The 16612-nt window shown below is 44.1% G+C and carries 14 protein-coding genes, 1 tRNA gene and 1 riboswitch; of the genes, 13 read left to right on the forward strand and 2 right to left on the reverse strand.

Going from position 1 to position 16612, the window contains the following annotated elements; translation table 11 throughout:
* Together IQQ51_RS05595 and melB are read left to right on the forward strand one after the other, a co-directional pair.
* Nucleotides 1-1480, forward strand: a 1480-nt coding sequence (locus tag IQQ51_RS05595) for an alpha-galactosidase (protein WP_228012691.1), incomplete at its 5' end; no start/stop codon positions are given.
* A 475-nt stretch (nt 1481-1955) separates the two neighbouring features.
* On the forward strand, nt 1956-3329 hold the full coding sequence (melB, locus tag IQQ51_RS05600) for a melibiose:sodium transporter MelB (protein ID WP_193840563.1): 1374 nt from the start codon (nt 1956-1958) through the stop codon (nt 3327-3329).
* Between the two features lie 290 nt (nt 3330-3619).
* Here the strand turns inward: melB and IQQ51_RS05605 are convergent.
* Nucleotides 3620-3695 (reverse strand) — tRNA-Asn (locus tag IQQ51_RS05605).
* Nucleotides 3696-4204: 509 nt separating this feature from the next.
* Here IQQ51_RS05605 and uvrB point away from each other — a divergent pair.
* From uvrB to luxU, 3 genes are all read left to right on the forward strand, one after another.
* Entirely contained in the window at nt 4205-6235 is a 2031-nt protein-coding gene (gene uvrB, locus IQQ51_RS05610) for an excinuclease ABC subunit UvrB (RefSeq protein ID WP_193840564.1), read from the forward strand.
* Between the two features lie 302 nt (nt 6236-6537).
* Nucleotides 6538-7926 (forward strand): quorum-sensing sigma-54 dependent transcriptional regulator LuxO, encoded by a 1389-nt coding sequence (luxO, locus tag IQQ51_RS05615; RefSeq protein ID WP_004734031.1) that lies wholly within the window; start codon nt 6538-6540, stop codon nt 7924-7926.
* Between the two features lie 24 nt (nt 7927-7950).
* A complete protein-coding gene (luxU, locus tag IQQ51_RS05620) occupies nt 7951-8295 on the forward strand; it encodes a quorum-sensing phosphorelay protein LuxU (protein WP_017066591.1) in 345 nt (114 codons plus the stop codon).
* 74 nt (nt 8296-8369) lie between these two features.
* On the opposite strand, the gene IQQ51_RS05625 is transcribed toward luxU, so the two are convergent.
* Nucleotides 8370-9257: a YvcK family protein gene (locus IQQ51_RS05625; RefSeq protein WP_050651567.1), complete on the reverse strand. Its 888-nt coding sequence runs from the start codon at nt 9255-9257 to the stop codon at nt 8370-8372.
* A gap of 194 nt (nt 9258-9451) precedes the next feature.
* A riboswitch (molybdenum cofactor riboswitch) is annotated at nt 9452-9604 on the forward strand.
* Between IQQ51_RS05625 and moaA the strand changes: the two genes are divergently transcribed.
* The 8 genes from moaA to oppC all read left to right on the forward strand — a co-directional run bounded on the left by moaA (nt 9593) and on the right by oppC (nt 16607).
* Nucleotides 9593-10582: a GTP 3',8-cyclase MoaA gene (moaA, locus tag IQQ51_RS05630; protein WP_009848642.1), complete on the forward strand. Its 990-nt coding sequence runs from the start codon at nt 9593-9595 to the stop codon at nt 10580-10582. It overlaps the preceding riboswitch by 12 nt.
* Before the next feature lie 86 nt (nt 10583-10668).
* Nucleotides 10669-11181 (forward strand): molybdenum cofactor biosynthesis protein B, encoded by a 513-nt coding sequence (gene moaB, locus IQQ51_RS05635; protein ID WP_004734027.1) that lies wholly within the window; start codon nt 10669-10671, stop codon nt 11179-11181.
* Nucleotides 11182-11193: 12 nt separating this feature from the next.
* Nucleotides 11194-11673 carry a cyclic pyranopterin monophosphate synthase MoaC gene (gene moaC, locus IQQ51_RS05640; RefSeq protein ID WP_004734026.1) on the forward strand — a complete coding sequence of 160 codons (480 nt, stop codon included), beginning with the start codon at nt 11194-11196 and terminating at the stop codon, nt 11671-11673.
* A complete protein-coding gene (gene moaD / locus IQQ51_RS05645) occupies nt 11670-11915 on the forward strand; it encodes a molybdopterin synthase sulfur carrier subunit (protein ID WP_050651565.1) in 246 nt (81 codons plus the stop codon). The genes moaC and moaD overlap by 4 nt, the downstream gene beginning before the upstream one ends.
* A 1-nt stretch (nt 11916) precedes the next feature.
* Nucleotides 11917-12372 (forward strand): molybdopterin synthase catalytic subunit MoaE, encoded by a 456-nt coding sequence (moaE, locus tag IQQ51_RS05650; protein WP_017062176.1) that lies wholly within the window; start codon nt 11917-11919, stop codon nt 12370-12372.
* A gap of 650 nt (nt 12373-13022) precedes the next feature.
* Nucleotides 13023-14654 (forward strand): ABC transporter substrate-binding protein, encoded by a 1632-nt coding sequence (locus IQQ51_RS05655; protein WP_048610543.1) that lies wholly within the window; start codon nt 13023-13025, stop codon nt 14652-14654.
* 114 nt (nt 14655-14768) lie between these two features.
* Complete coding sequence (gene oppB, locus IQQ51_RS05660) at nt 14769-15689, forward strand: oligopeptide ABC transporter permease OppB (protein WP_017062174.1); 921 nt, start codon at nt 14769-14771, stop codon at nt 15687-15689.
* 15 nt (nt 15690-15704) lie between these two features.
* Nucleotides 15705-16607: an oligopeptide ABC transporter permease OppC gene (oppC, locus tag IQQ51_RS05665; RefSeq protein WP_017062173.1), complete on the forward strand. Its 903-nt coding sequence runs from the start codon at nt 15705-15707 to the stop codon at nt 16605-16607.
* Nucleotides 16608-16612: the final 5 nt, after the last annotated feature.

Raw genomic sequence — 16612 nt, forward strand, 5'->3', positions numbered from 1 at the left:
CGTTCACTTCGCTTGGAGTGGTAACCACAGATTGCGCGCTGATGTAAAAGCAGACGGTCGTCGCTACGTGCAAGCTGAAGTTATTTATCTACCGGGCGAGATTGCATTGGATGAAGGTGAAAGCTTAACGACACCTTGGTTGTATGCAAGTTTCAGTTCGGAAGGCCTAAATGGAATGAGCCACCAGTTCCACTCCCATGTGCGTGGTTCCATCTTGCCGGAGTCTTTCGTACAAAAGCCTCGACCTATCCATCTTAATACATGGGAAGGCATCTATTTTGACCATGATCCTGATTATATTATGTCGATGGCTAGCCAAGCCGCTGATATGGGAGTAGAGCGCTTTATCATTGACGATGGTTGGTTCAAAGGGCGCTGCGGAGACAAGGCTGCACTTGGGGATTGGTTCTTAGATGAAGAAAAATACCCAAATGGTTTAGAGCCGATAGTTGAACACGTTAATCAATTGGGTATGGAGTTTGGATTGTGGTTCGAACCTGAGATGATCAATAAGGATTCTGACTTATACCGCGCCCATCCAGACTGGTTGCTTGCGGTTGACGGCTATGACCAACCAACGGGTCGCAATCAATATGTTATCGATCTTCAGAATCAACAAGCATTCGACTTTCTGTTTGAGCGCCTTGACCACTTCTTAAGTCAGTACAACATTGCTTACATTAAGTGGGATATGAACCGAGAGGTTGTACAACCTGCACATCTAGGCAGGGCTGCGGCTCATCAACAAACCGCTCGTTATTATGAGTTGGTCGATAAAGTCCGAGAGAAGCACCCAATGGTTGATATTGAATCTTGCGCGGCTGGTGGTGGTCGTATCGATTTTGAGGTTCTTAAGCGTACGCAACGTTTTTGGGCTTCAGATAATAACGATGCCTTAGAAAGACAAACGATTCAGCGCGGGATGAGTTACTTCTTCCCTCCTGAGGTAATGGGAAGCCATATTGGCGCGAGCCACTGCCACAGCACTCGTCGTCGTCATAGTATTGAGTTTCGTGGCCTAACAGCACTGTTTGGTCATATGGGAATTGAATTAGACCCTGTGAAAGAAGTTCAAGAAGAGAAGCAGGGCTTTGAACACTACATCAAGCTACATAAGATGCTGCGCCCGTTACTGCATAGCGGGAGAACTTGGCGAGTTCCAACGGACGATAGTGCCCATCAAATCCATGCGGTCGTCTCCGAAGATGTGTCAGAAGCTGTGGTGATGATTGCACAGATGGCGATGCCAACCAATTCGTTGAGTGGTCATTTGCGTATACCTGGGCTAGATCCACAAAGTTTATACAAGGTATCTGTGATTGATAAACCGTCAAATTACGATGATATTGTGAATTATCAACCGCCATGGACAGAGTCTGGCTGTGAATTATCAGGTGCTTGGTGTGCCGAGGTGGGGCTGACGATGCCAATACTCGATGCAGAAACAGCAATGTTAATTAAGTTTGAACGTATCGAGTAAGTTTTAGCATAGGCCTTATATTTGATGAACCGCGTAGGTGAAATTACGCGGTTTTTTATTGCCTTTAATAAGTCGTCATGAACTATCTAATCAATTTGATGTGCCCTTAGAGATCGGAGATCTGTAGGTATTCCCACCGCGACACTGCACTTATGTAATCGTTCTCATGCCTCACTTCACACTACGAACTGTTTTTAGCACTTTAATTAGCGATATTCTCTGTCAATTCGAGGGTTTTATTGTTCGATCTCTCACTTTAGATATTTGACTGAAAACGTTTCCATTGAATGGTTGTTGATCACAGTATCTGTGCGTTGGAATGGTTACATTAGCGTCGGACTTGATACTTGAGTGTTTTAAGAAGCGACCACAGAGTGGCTCTAAAACAGAACTTGAGTGGATAAATTATTATAAATAAAAGGTAAGCGTTTCAACGTCTGTTAGGAGATGAAGTTACGCGCCTGAAGGAAATACTATGTCTGATCAAATTACTCTACAAACCAAATTATCGTATGGACTTGGGGCTTTAGGTAAAGACTTTGCCTGTGCTCCAATCTACATCTTTTTAATGTTTTACTTCACTGATGTTGCTGGGCTGTCAGCGGCGTTCGTGGGTACTATCTTTTTGGCCGCGCGCATTATCGACGCGGTGACCGACCCAATGATGGGCGTTATCGTTGATAACACGCGCTCTAAGTTTGGTAAATTCCGTCCTTGGATAGTGATTGGAACTCTGTTGAATGCTGTAGTGCTTGTTGGCCTTTTTAGTACGCATATGTTTGAAGGCACTACGTTATACATTTATGCAGCGGCTGCTTATATTCTGTGGGGCCTTACCTACACTATTATGGACATTCCATACTGGTCTTTGATTCCTGCACTATCGAGCTCTCGTCAAGAACGTGAAAAGCTGGTTGTTTGGCCACGATTGTTTGCTAGCTTGGCGTGGTTTATTACGGGTACTTACGGGCTACACATTGTCGGTAAACTGGGTGATGGCGACCAAGGACAAGGTTTCTTCAACGTTGCTATGTTGATTGCTGTGCTGTTCGTGATGAGTGCATTCTTGATTGCTCGCAACGTAAAAGAAAAATCTGCACCAGCAAATGCCAAACCAGCTGAGCGTTTCAGCTTTAAAGATGTAATGGTTATCATTGGTAAGAATGACCAACTAAAAGCACTTATTGGTACCGTATTGTCGTTCCAAATAGCAAACTTGCTGGTGGGTGGTTTTGCGATTTACTACTTCTCTTACGCTTTAGGCAACGCTGACTTGTTCCCCGTTTATATGATGGTGGCAGGTATCGCTGAAGTTGCAGGTGTATTCTTGTTCCCTCGTATTGCATCAGTGTTACCACGCAAGCACCTATGGGTTATCGCTTGTGGCTTCCCAGTGCTGTCTTGTATCACTCTACTTATCATGGGCTTTATCGCTCCAGGTAACGCGATTCTAATCGGTATCGCAGGTGCTGCTATCAAGTTTGGTGTGGGTATCGCTAACGCACTGCAAACTGTAATGCTGGCAGATGTTGTTGATTACGGTGAACATAAAACAGGTCGTCGCAGTGAGAGTGTTATCTTCTCTGTTCAAACGATGCTTGTTAAGTTTGCAGGCGCGGCTGGTGGTTTTATTGTTGGTATGGGCTTGTCTGTGGTGGGTTATGTACCAAACGTGGAACAGTCTGACAGCACTATCATGGGACTGCAGTTTATGATGGTAGGTTTACCAGCGATTCTAATGACGGTAAGTGCACTTGTTTATAAGCGCTACTACCACCTGCATGAAGGATTTGATCAAGACCAAGCCGGTAAAGAGACTCAGACGAATGTTGTTACAGCAGAAGCATAACCGTTAAAACGACGTCTAATCTAGAATAAAGCTCAGTTTAGTCACTAAGCCCAAACGCCTCCTTGTGAGGCGTTTTTTTATGGATGTGAGTTAATCAAAGCTGTGCCTGTAGGGCTTTTGTTTCGACTAAAACGCAAAAAGCCGCATCGAATGATGCGGCTTCTTTAAATTTGGCCCCCTTGTCGAGACTTGAACGCGGGCGGCTAGGTTTGTGACATTAACTTGGAACAAGTTAGTCGCAGTTATATACGAAAAAAGCCCAATCTTTCGATTGAGCTTTTTTCTGAATTTGGCTCCCCTTGCAAGACTTGAACTTGCGACATACGGATTAACAGTCCGCCGTTCTACCAACTGAACTAAAGGGGAATTGCTTGTTAGCGACGCGAATTCTAATAATTGTCCGGATTTCTGTCAATAAAAAAGATCAGAAAAAAGTAAGATAAAAAACTTTACTTTCTTGAACGCCTTATAGGATTTAGCTTTGCTTTAGTTATCCACCAAAATTGTGGATAAGTGTGTGTGTGAAACTTTAACAACAATAATCGGGATAAATCGAAAAATGTAAAAATCTTATCTAACGTAATGTATTTAAAAGATTTATAGCAAAATGTCGCAATTGTATAACTTTTGTAGATTATAAAACGAACAGTAAAACAAGCGGTATTTTTAGGTTTTTTGGGGAAAAGTAGTGGATTAAAATTCGAGTAATTTAGCAGGGGAAACTTTGCAGGGGCACGGATAATACCAAGTTCTAAAAATAAAAGCTATAACTGATCTCTGATCTTAAGATGCATTTCTCTAGATAATTGTTGCAACGACACTCCTCCTAGAGTGACAATGACCTGATTAAAAAAACAGTATGGAAATGGCGACCTATGAGTAAACTCTTTGACTTGGTATCGGACTACAGCCCGTCCGGTGATCAGCCGACAGCGATAACCAAATTACTAGACGGATTAGATTCTGGTTTGGCACATCAAACTCTACTAGGGGTAACGGGCTCAGGTAAAACCTTTACCCTTGCCAACGTCATTTCCCAATCTCAAAGACCTGCGATTCTGTTAGCGCCTAACAAGACATTGGCGGCTCAACTTTACGGTGAGATGAAATCTTTCTTTCCAAACAATGCCGTTGAGTATTTCGTTTCTTACTACGATTACTACCAACCTGAAGCCTACGTTCCAACCACGGACACGTTCATCGAGAAAGATGCGTCTGTGAACGCTCATATCGAACAAATGAGGCTTTCGGCAACCAAAGCCTTATTAGAACGAAAAGACGCCATCATTGTGGCTTCTGTGTCGGCTATCTACGGTCTGGGTGATCCTAAGTCTTATTTGAAGATGATGCTTCATTTGAGTCGTGGCGAGGTGATGGATCAGCGAGACATCCTGCGTCGATTGGCTGAGCTGCAATATTCAAGAAACGATGTCGCCTTTGAACGTGGTCAGTTCCGTGTTCGTGGTGAGGTGATTGATATCTTTCCGGCTGAATCTGACCAAGATGCGGTTCGAATTGAGATGTTCGATGACGAAGTGGACTGCATTAGTATTTTTGATCCTCTGACTGGTGCGGTGAAACAAAGAGACTTGCCGCGCTTTACGGTTTATCCAAAAACTCACTATGTAACCCCAAGAGAAAAAATCCTTGAGGCGATTGAGAACATCAAGGACGAACTGCGCGATCGTGCTCAATACTTAAAAGACAACAATAAGCTTTTGGAAGAGCAGCGTATCTCTCAAAGAACTCAGTTTGATATTGAGATGATGACTGAGCTTGGCTTCTGTTCCGGTATCGAAAACTATTCACGATACTTGAGCGGCCGTGCGGAAGGGGAAGCGCCGCCAACGTTATTTGACTACCTGCCTGATGATGGTTTGCTGATCATCGATGAGTCACACGTGACTGTGCCGCAAATTGGTGCGATGTATAAAGGTGACCGTTCTCGTAAAGAAACCTTGGTCGAGTTTGGTTTTAGACTGCCTTCTGCATTGGATAACCGTCCAATGAAGTTTGAAGAATTTGAGTCTATAGCCCCACAAACGATTTTTGTGTCGGCAACACCAGGTAATTACGAGATTGAAAAATCAGATGGCGAGATTGCTGATCAAGTGGTACGTCCTACTGGTCTGTTAGACCCAATCATCGAAGTAAGACCTGTCGCGACGCAGGTGGATGACTTGCTGTCTGAAATCAGAATCCGTTCAATGAAAGAAGAGCGTGTTTTGGTTACCACGTTGACCAAGAGAATGGCAGAAGACTTAACCGAATACCTAAGTGAGCACGGCGTTAAAGTGCGTTACTTGCACTCGGATATCGATACCGTTGAGCGTGTAGAGATCATCCGAGACCTACGTTTGGGCGAGTTCGATGTGTTAGTGGGCATTAACTTACTTCGTGAAGGTTTGGATATGCCTGAAGTGTCGCTGGTGGCGATTCTTGATGCAGATAAAGAGGGCTTCTTGCGTTCTGAGCGTTCTCTGATTCAAACCATTGGTCGTGCTGCGCGTAACTTGGAAGGTAGAGCGATCCTTTATGGTGATTCGATTACTAAGTCGATGAGAAAAGCGATTGATGAAACCGATCGTCGTCGCGAGAAACAGCAAGCCTACAACGAAGAGCAAGGTATCACGCCACAAGCGTTGAAACGCAATATTAAAGACATTATGGAACTGGGTGATCTAACCAAGTCGAAGCAGCAGCGCCAATCGAAGCAAGTTCCTTTATCTAAGGTGGCTGAGCCTTCTGAAAGTTATGCCGTACTTACGCCGCAACAGCTTGATAAAGAGATCAGTAAGCTAGAAGCTGCGATGTATCAGCATGCTCAGAATCTGGAATTTGAATTGGCCGCACAGAAGCGTGATGAAATTGAGCAGCTAAGAAAGCAGTTTATTACCAACAGCTAATCTCTCTTTTCGCTCGAGAAGTGATCCCTCTCAGCACAAGAATTGAGAGTGTTTCAGACAAAAAAACAGCCAGTAGTAAATGTTCTACTGGCTTACGTTTGTGAACACTCGGTCCACTAACAACGTCAGTTGGCTAGGTGACCCGAAGGTCATTGATACCGTTGCATCGTTCGTGCCAGATAGATAAAACATTGATTGTTTGAAGTAAGTAAAAAAACACACTACAAATATTGTGGCTAATTTGCATAATGCAAAGCGGAATGCGACTATAATAATAAATGCAAATTATAAATGGCTAGGATATGCAATCAAAAACGCTAGATAACAAATCGAAGTATTTGTTGATGGTAGAGGATACCGCTTCGGTAGCAGCTTTATATCGCTCGTATCTTACACCGCTCGAAATTGATATCAACATTGTCGGCACTGGCCGCGATGCAATCGAGAGTTTGAATCATCGAATCCCAGACCTTATTTTATTAGATCTACGTCTACCTGATATGACGGGTATGGACGTGCTATTTGCTGTAAAACAGAAGTACCCTGAAGTTCCGGTTATCTTCATGACGGCTCATGGCTCTATCGATACCGCGGTAGAAGCGATGCGTCATGGTTCTCAAGATTTCCTTATCAAACCGTGTGAAGCCGATCGACTCCGTATTACGGTGAACAACGCGATCCGCAAAGCCACCAAGCTTAAAAATAGCTCGGAACACCCGGGAAACCAAAATTACCAAGGCTTTATCGGCAGTAGCCAAACCATGCAGCAGGTTTACCGAACGATAGATTCTGCTGCATCGAGTAAGGCGAGCATTTTCATTACTGGTGAAAGTGGTACCGGTAAAGAGGTATGTGCAGAAGCCATTCATGCGGCGAGTAAGCGTGGCGATAAGCCTTTCATCGCGATTAACTGTGCCGCTATCCCTAAAGATCTGATTGAAAGTGAATTGTTTGGTCACGTTAAAGGTGCCTTTACCGGTGCTGCGACCGATCGTCAAGGTGCTGCTGAGCTTGCTGATGGCGGAACACTGTTCCTTGATGAATTGTGCGAAATGGACTTAGAGCTACAGACTAAGCTGCTGCGCTTTATCCAAACCGGTACTTTTCAAAAAGTGGGTTCTTCAAAGATGAAAAGTGTCGACGTTCGTTTTGTGTGTGCGACCAACCGTGACCCTTGGAAAGAAGTACAAGAAGGTCGCTTTAGAGAAGATTTATACTATCGTTTATACGTGATTCCATTGCACCTGCCGCCATTGCGTGAGCGTGGTGAAGATGTCATTGAGATTGCGTATTCTCTGCTAGGCTATATGTCGGTCGAGGAGGGGAAGGCGTTTGTACGTTTTGCTCAGGAAGTACTTGATCGCTTTAATCAATATGAGTGGCCGGGTAACGTTCGTCAGCTACAAAACGTGTTGCGAAACGTGGTGGTTTTGAATAACGGCAAAGAGATTACTCTCAACATGCTTCCACCACCGTTGAACCAACCGATTGAAAACAGTCTGCGATTGAAAGAGAAGCAGAATGAAGACATCACGGTAAAAGATATTTTCCCATTGTGGATCACTGAGAAAACGGCTATCGAACAAGCCATTAAAGCGTGTGATGGCAACATCCCCCGTGCGGCAGGTTTCTTAGATGTCAGTCCATCGACGATATACCGTAAGTTGCAAACGTGGAATGCGAAGCAGTAATCACCAAACAATAAGAAAATAATAATGACGAAAGTATTAAATCAGCAAAAAGTTGATGAGCTTGCCGGCGAAATTGGGCAAGAGAATGTCCCGGTTTTACTTGAAATCTTTTTAGGTGAGTTGAAAGGCTACTACGAACACCTAGAGATAAATAAAGAGTCGGATACCTCTAAGTACTTGGCTGATATCAGTCATGCACTTAAGAGCAGCGCAGCAAGTTTTGGTGCGGATTCTTTGTGTAGTTTTGCGATTAGCTTAGATGCAAAAGTGAAGCAAGCGTTGCCGGTGACAGAGGTTGATTTTCAAGATATGCAAGACCTCCTGTTATCAACGTACACTGAATATCAGCAGTTGATGACGGATCTTTAAAACGGCGAGTTATTACTGAGATAAAAAAGGAGCATGATGCTCCTTTTTTGTTGTCTGCGATTTTAACTTATGGCTTAAGCCAACTGAGCTTCAATGGCTTGTTGAAGCTTCACACGGTCGTGTCGCCAATCTCGGTTTGCAGATGCAAGATCTGTGGTCACACAATTCCATTGCCCTTCTAATTCAGGGTGTGGTTCATTGCCCAACACTATATCTATTTTTCTTGCTTTACAGGTACGTTCACACCACTCCAATTGTTCTTGAAGTGTCATTTTCCCTGCAGGGCCGTGTTCTGGAGACAGGTTTTCAATGAAGATAACTTTTGCCTTGGTGTTTTCTGAGATTGCTTTACCAATCTCTGGTAATAACAACGGAGGCATCACACTGGTTAAAAAGCTTCCAGGGCCAAGGACAATGCAGTCTGCTTGCTCAACGGCAGCAACGGCTTCTTTGGTTGCTGGCACTTCTGGAGACAAGTCCATCATGCGCAGCTTTTCCGTCATGTCATCAACGTTGGTTTCGCCGGTTACCCAGCGGCCGTCCATTGATAGAGCCGTGAGGTCTGAAGGATGCTCGGTCATCGGGACGATATTGACATCGACCTTGAGCATATTTCGAATCAGGTTAATCGCTTCCAATGGGCGAACGGAAAGGTTGTCTAACGCCGTCAGCATTAGGTTACCCAAGTTATGACCGTCTAGCTCACCTTGACCACGAAAGCGGTATTCGAACATCATCGAACTGATTGAAGGTTCTGTGATTAATTGGTTGATACAGTTGCGTGTATCTCCCCATGCGATGCCACCTTGGCAATCTCGAATACGTCCGGTGGAACCGCCGTTATCTGTCGTTGCAACAATGCCAGTTGCGTTGTTACCAAAGTCTTTTAATGCAGCTAACATGCGACCTAAGCCATGGCCACCGCCGATTGCTACGACTTTCTTTGAAGAGTAAATATTCATTTATTGTTCTTGTTAGGTTATTACCAACTATAATTTAGGTTAAATGCTTCTCGCTATATACTCAACAAGAGTTATTTTGAGCGTTTGATACGTTTTTTTTGCCGATGTGACCCGTTTTTTACCATCAGAGCTAGATTCACGTACAAATATTAAGTATTTTATTACTCAGCTACTGCGCGTGTGAATATAACGCTCAGTTGCCATAACTCCGAGCTCTCGTATGCTAAGTCGCACAGTGGTATTTGCTGTACCGATACGCATCAAGAGCCAGTGACATGTTGTCACAAGGGCTTAATTGGAAATGATTATGCCTCCCGTGTTTGGAAAGGTGTTCCGTGGCGCAACAATTCGAAGATAGATTCCATCGCAAGTTTTATTACTTGCGCTTGTCGGTTACAGACGTCTGTAACTTTAAATGTACTTACTGCTTGCCAGATGGCTATAAACCGTCAGGGCAAAAAAACTCGTCTTTTTTAAGTGTTCCCGAGATCAAACGCGTTGTTAAAGCGTTTGCAGATTGTGGTACCTCAAAGATCCGCATTACAGGCGGAGAGCCGAGTCTGCGTAAAGACTTTCCTGAAATCATACATACCGTTGCTTCTACTCCAGGCATCGAAAAAGTGGCCACCACAACCAATGGCTACCGCATGGAGAAACAAGTAGGGCAGTGGCGTGATGCTGGTTTAACCCATATAAACGTGAGCGTGGATAGTTTAGATTCGCGCATGTTCCATCAGATCACTGGTGAGAATAAGTTTACTGAGGTTATGCGAGGTATTGATAAAGCGTTTGAGGTTGGCTTTGAACAAGTCAAAGTAAACGTTGTATTAATGAAAGACCTCAACAGTCAGGAATTACCAGCCTTCCTTAATTGGATCAAAGACAAACCTATTCAATTACGTTTTATCGAGCTGATGAAAACCGGCGAGATGGACGAGTTGTTCGATAAACATCATGTGTCTGGCGTTGCGATTCGCAACCAGCTTATTGCTAATGGTTGGCTGTTAAAAGTCAAAGCCGTTAACGATGGCCCGGCGCAAGTGTTTGTCCATCCAGACTACAAGGGTGAAATCGGTTTGATCATGCCTTACGAGAAAGACTTTTGTGAGAGTTGTAACCGTCTGCGCGTTTCTGCTACCGGTAAGCTTCACCTATGTCTGTTTGGCGACCATGGTGTTGAACTGAGAGATCTGATTCAAGAAGATCAACAAGAGCAAGAGCTCATTGATCGAATTCAGGCTCAGCTTCAAACCAAGTCCGTTAGCCACTTCTTACATGATGGCAACAGCGGCATGACTCCAAACTTGGCGTCAATCGGCGGTTAACCCGCTATATAGTCTAAAGCATTTTATCGCTCAGCTTCTTTAAGCTGGGCGAATCAGTCTAATGAAAAATTTATATAGGTGAACAAATGGGTCACGCAGAAAGCAAATTCCAAGCAGCAAACATCGCAGTACTAACGGTTTCAGATACGCGTACAGAAGAAAATGACACGTCAGGCGGTTACCTAGCAGAGCATGCTAAAGAAGCGGGTCACAACGTGGTTGATAAGCAAATTGTTATCGATGACATGTACAAGATCCGTGCGATCGTATCTAAGTGGATCGCTGATGAGAGCGTACAAGCTATCATGATCACGGGTGGTACAGGTTTCACTTCTCGTGATAGCACGCCTGAAGCGCTTAAGCCACTATTCGACAAAGAAGTAGAAGGCTTCGGTGAGCTATTCCGTCAAGTATCTTACGAAGAGATCGGTACTTCGACAATTCAATCTCGTGCGATTGCGGGCTTTGCTAACCACACAGTAATCTTTGCGATGCCAGGTTCTACAGGTGCCTGTCGCACAGGTTGGACTAAGATCATTAAGCAACAAATGGATGCTAGCCACCGCCCTTGTAACTTCATGCCACACCTTTCTGTATAAGGCGGTTTGAGTATGAGCCAATTTACACACATTAACGCGTCTGGCGAAGCAAACATGGTCGATGTATCGGCTAAAGCGGAAACGGTACGTGAAGCGAGAGCGGAAGCTTTCGTACAGATGTCTGCTGAAACGTTAGAGCTGATTGTTTCTGGTAGCCACCATAAAGGTGATGTTTTCGCAACGGCACGTATTGCGGGTATTCAAGCGGCTAAGAAGACGTGGGATCTGATTCCACTGTGTCACCCTCTGCTATTAACTAAAGTAGAAGTGCAGCTTGAAGCTATCGAGTCTGAAAACAAGGTTCGCATCGAATCTGTTTGTAAGCTTGCTGGTAAGACAGGTGTAGAAATGGAAGCGCTAACGGCTGCTTCTGTTGCTGCGTTAACGATTTACGATATGTGTAAAGCTGTTCAGAAAGACATTGTTATCGAGAATGTACGCCTGTTAGAGAAGACGGGTGGTAAATCTGGTCACTTTAAGGTGGAATCATGATTACAGTACTTTTTTTTGCTCAAACTCGTGAACTTGTTGGTGTGGACAGCGTTGAAGTTGATGCACAGTTCAAGACGATTGAAGCGATTCGCAGCCATCTTGTAGCACAAGATGGCAAATGGGATATCGCTTTGGAAGAGGGCAAGCTTCTGGCGGCGCTTAATCAATCTATCGTGCCTTTGACGACTGAAGTGAAAGACGGCGATGAAGTCGCTTTTTTCCCACCAGTGACTGGAGGCTAGCATGGATCCAAGAGTATTAGTGACAGCAGAGGACTTCTCTGTAGGCGACGAATACGACTACTTGGCTCAAGGTACCGCTGCCGGAGCGATTGTGACGTTCGTTGGTAAAGTTCGCGACATGAACCTTGGCGACAATGTGATTGGTTTGTCTCTGGAGCACTACCCGGGTATGACAGAGAAATCACTGAGCGAGATCTGTGATCAAGCTGAGGCACGCTGGCCAATTCAAAAGATGCGAGTTATCCATCGTGTTGGTGACCTAGATATCGGCGACCAGATTGTTTACGTTGGTGTATCCAGTGCGCATCGTGGCGCTGCCTTCGAAGCGTGTGAGTTTGTTATGGACTTTCTGAAAACCAAAGCGCCGTTTTGGAAAAAAGAACGTACCACTGAAACAACTCGCTGGGTTGATTCTCGCGATTCAGATACAAAAGCTGCGGAGCGTTGGGAGAAATAATTCTCGCAATATGATGCTGCTTCAAAAATTCGCTCTGTTGATTGAGACAGTAAAAAGCCGACTATTAAGGTCGGCTTTTTTGTACGTGTTACAAAGTCATTTATAAATAAGCGCTGTATTAATAAATGGTTAGTCATTCATGTTGCATATAAATTCGGAGCGTGATTTTGTCTGTCTTGGTGCATTTCTAAATCTGTTTTGGTGCAGTGCTTTATGCTGTTTTGTATAAAGTGATAATCCTCACAAATAGTAGAGTCTATTTAGGGGATATGTGATGTGCAATTAGATTTCATGTGGCATTAATGTTAATTTGCCGTCTGTGTTCTAGCATAAGATGCTAAAAAAAAGTATCAATACAGATACATCAACACTAAAGGCTGTTTTTTAATTAATCCCTATGTGTAACTCACTATTCATTAGGTTTTTATTAGAGATTTACACTGTTACCTTAAGTAATTCGGAGAATTATCCGATTTTTTGCGACTTGTTTATGGCAAATTACTTCAATGGTTGATAGTGTGTGCCTCAATCTTTGTAAGGTTTTAGATTTTTATGCTTAAATTTTGAGCTAAATAAATCTAAATCACTGCCGTTCAGTGAACCTAGCAAAGAAGTCATGGATGCAATACGAAAAACTTGGAGTTTATTAAATGTACAAGAATAAAATCACTCAGGCCCTTCTTCTAGGTGCTGGTTTGGCAGTGGCTGCCACTTCTACTCTTTCTATCGCTGCTGAAGTTCCAGCAGGTACAGAACTAGCAAAAGTTCAGGAACTTGTTCGCGGTAACGGTACTGAAGTTGCGACTATCGACCCACACAAATCTCAAGGTGTACCAGAATCTCACGTAATTCGTGATCTTCTAGAAGGTCTAGTGAACCAAGACGGCGAAGGTAATACTATCCCTGGTGTTGCTGAAAGCTGGGAAACGACAGACAACAAAACATTCACTTTCCACCTACGTAAAGACGCAAAATGGTCTAACGGCGATCCTGTAACAGCTGAAGATTTCGTTTACAGCTGGCAACGTGCAGTTGATCCTGCAACGGCTTCTCCATACGCTTGGTACATGGAATATACCAAGATGGCGAATGCGAAGGACATCGTAGCGGGTAAGAAAGACAAGAGTGAGCTAGGCGTTAAAGCTGTAGATGCAAACACGCTTGTTGTTGAATTAGAAACAGCGGTACCATACTTCGTAATGATGATGGGCCACACAACAATGAAGCCAGTACACAAGGCGACTGTTGAAGAATTCGGTGACCAATGGACTAAGCCTGACCACTTCGTTGGTAACGGTGCATTCTCTGTTGATAAATGGGTTGTTAACGAGCGTTTAGTTCTAAAGCGTAACGACCAATACTGGAACAACGATAAGACGGTTCTAAATAAAGTAACCTTCCTACCAATCGAAAACCAAGTAGCGGAAATGAACCGCTTCCTATCTGGCGAAATCGATTTCACAAACGAACTTCCAACTGAGCACTTCAAGCGTCTTCAAAAAGAGTACGCGGAAGATGTATCTGTAGCGGGTAACCTATGTACTTACTACTACATCTTCAACACGAAGAAAGCACCATTTGATGATGTTCGTGTTCGCCAAGCAATCTCTTACGCAATCGACCGTGATATCGTAACAGGTGCTATCCTAGCGCAAGGTCAAAAACCTGCATACTTCCTAACGCCTGAAATCACAGCTGGCTTCGATCCTGAGCTACCAGCTTACGGCAAGATGTCTCAAAAAGAGCGTAACGCAGAAGCAGAACGTCTTCTTGAAGAAGCAGGTTACGGTAAAGATAACCCACTTAAATTCAACCTACTTTACAACACTTCAGAGAACCACAAGAAGATTGCTGTAGCGCTAGGTTCTATGTGGAAGAAAACACTGGGTCTTTCTGTAACACTTGAGAACCAAGAGTGGAAAACGTACCTATCTTCTAAAGATTCTGGTGACTTCGAAGTAGCACGTGCTGGTTGGTGTGGTGACTACAACGAAGCGTCTTCGTTCCTAACACTAATGAAGAGTAACAACACTACCGGTGGTGTTCACTACGACAGCGCGGCTTACGATAAGATCATCGATAAAGCACTTAACTCAACTTCAGAAGAAGAGCGCAAAGCACTTTACCTAGAAGCTGAGGCGCTAATGGCAAACGACATGCCAATCGCTCCTATCTACCAATACGTGAAATCACGTCTACTTAACCCGCATGTTGGTGGTTTCCCAATCAACAACGCGGAAGACAAGATCTTCTCGAAAGACCTATACATCAAAGCTCAATAATAAGCTTCGATTCTAAAAAGTTAATATAACTATAACGATACAGACACTACATGCGCAGGGCGCGCATGTAGCGTCTTTCTAATTTTAATTGTCACAGACTGAAAGAGTGAGTTTATGCTTAAATTCATTATGAAAAGGATATTTGAAGCGATTCCAACCATGTTGGTGTTGATCACTATATCTTTCTTTCTCATGCGTTTCGCACCGGGTAACCCGTTTTCAAGCGAGCGTCCATTACCGCCAGAAGTTATGGCTAACATCGAAGCTAAATACGGCTTAGATAAACCAGTATTTGAACAATACACCACGTATTTGACAAATATCTTACAAGGTGACTTCGGTCCCTCTTTTAAATACCAAGATTACACAGTAAATGAGCTGATCGCGGTTGCACTTCCAGTATCTGCGAAGGTAGGTTTCGTTGCCTTTATCTTCACACTATTGATGGGGGTCACCGTCGGGACGATTGCCGCCTTGAAGCACAATACCTGGGTCGACTACACCATAATGTCGACCGCCATGCTCGGGGTGGTGATGCCATCCTTCGTGTTGGCACCGGCGCTTATTTACCTTTTCTCCCTGCACTGGAACATATTCCCAGCAGGTGGTTGGCATGGCGGTACATTCATGTACATCGTGCTGCCTGTTATCGCGATGTCTCTTCTTTACGTAGCAACCTTTGCTCGTATTACTCGCGGTAGCATGATTGAAACGCTAAACAGTAACTTTATCCGAACTGCTCGTGCAAAAGGCCTAAGCTACCGTTATATCATTCTAAAACATGCACTTAAGCCAGCAATGCTGCCTGTTGTTTCTTACATGGGACCTGCGTTCGTAGGTATCATCACAGGTTCAGTTGTTGTTGAAACCATCTTCGGCCTACCAGGTATCGGTAAGCTGTTTGTTAACGCTGCGTTTAACCGTGACTACTCGCTAGTAATGGGTGTAACCATCTTGATTGGTTTCCTATTCATCTTGTTCAACGCAATCGTTGATATTTTGCTAGCGCTTATTGACCCGAAAATTCGCTACTAACAGGGACGCATGGTTATGTTGAAGAAAAAAGAAAATTTAGAAGCGATCGAAAAGTTCTCTGAGAGCTTAGAGATTGAAGGTCGTAGTTTGTGGCAGGACGCGCGCATTCGTTTCATGCGAAACAAAGCTGCGATGGTGAGTCTGTTCATTCTTACGCTTATGGTACTGGCAGTTATCTTCTTACCAATGCTGGCTCAGTACACTTATGATGATACTGATTGGTACGCAATGCACGTTGGTCCGAATGCGGATCACTGGTTCGGTACTGATAGCTTAGGTCGTGATTTGTACGTTCGTACTCTTGTCGGTGGCCGCATCTCATTGATGGTTGGTGTGATGGGTGCCTTCGTAGCGGTACTGATTGGTACGCTTTACGGTGCAGCTTCAGGCTTCATCGGCGGTCGTACTGACCGAGTGATGATGCGTATCCTAGAGATCTTGTACGCAGTACCATTCATGTTCCTAGTAATCGTACTGGTAACGTTCTTTGGTCGTAACATCGTCCTAATCTTCGTTGCTATTGGTGCGATTGCTTGGCTAGATATGGCGCGTATTGTACGTGGTCAAACGTTGAGTTTACGTAGTAAAGAGTTCATTGAAGCTGCACACGTATGTGGTGTAAGTAAATGGAAGATCATTACACGTCACATTGTGCCGAACGTACTGGGTATCGTAGCGGTTTACTCTACGCTGCTTATTCCAAGCATGATCCTTACAGAATCATTCTTATCTTTCCTTGGTCTTGGTGTTCAAGAGCCTATGACAAGCTGGGGCGCATTGCTTCAAGAAGGTTCGCAAACAATGGAAGTTGCAATCTGGCAATTAACATTCCCTGCGGCATTCATGGTAGTTACGCTGTTCTGCTTTAACTACGTAGGTGATGGTCTGCGCGACGCGCTTGATCCAAAAGACAGATAACGAAA

The sequence above is a fragment of the Vibrio sp. OPT18 genome, assembly GCF_015163615.1.
GTDB classification, from domain to species: domain Bacteria; phylum Pseudomonadota; class Gammaproteobacteria; order Enterobacterales; family Vibrionaceae; genus Vibrio; species Vibrio coralliirubri.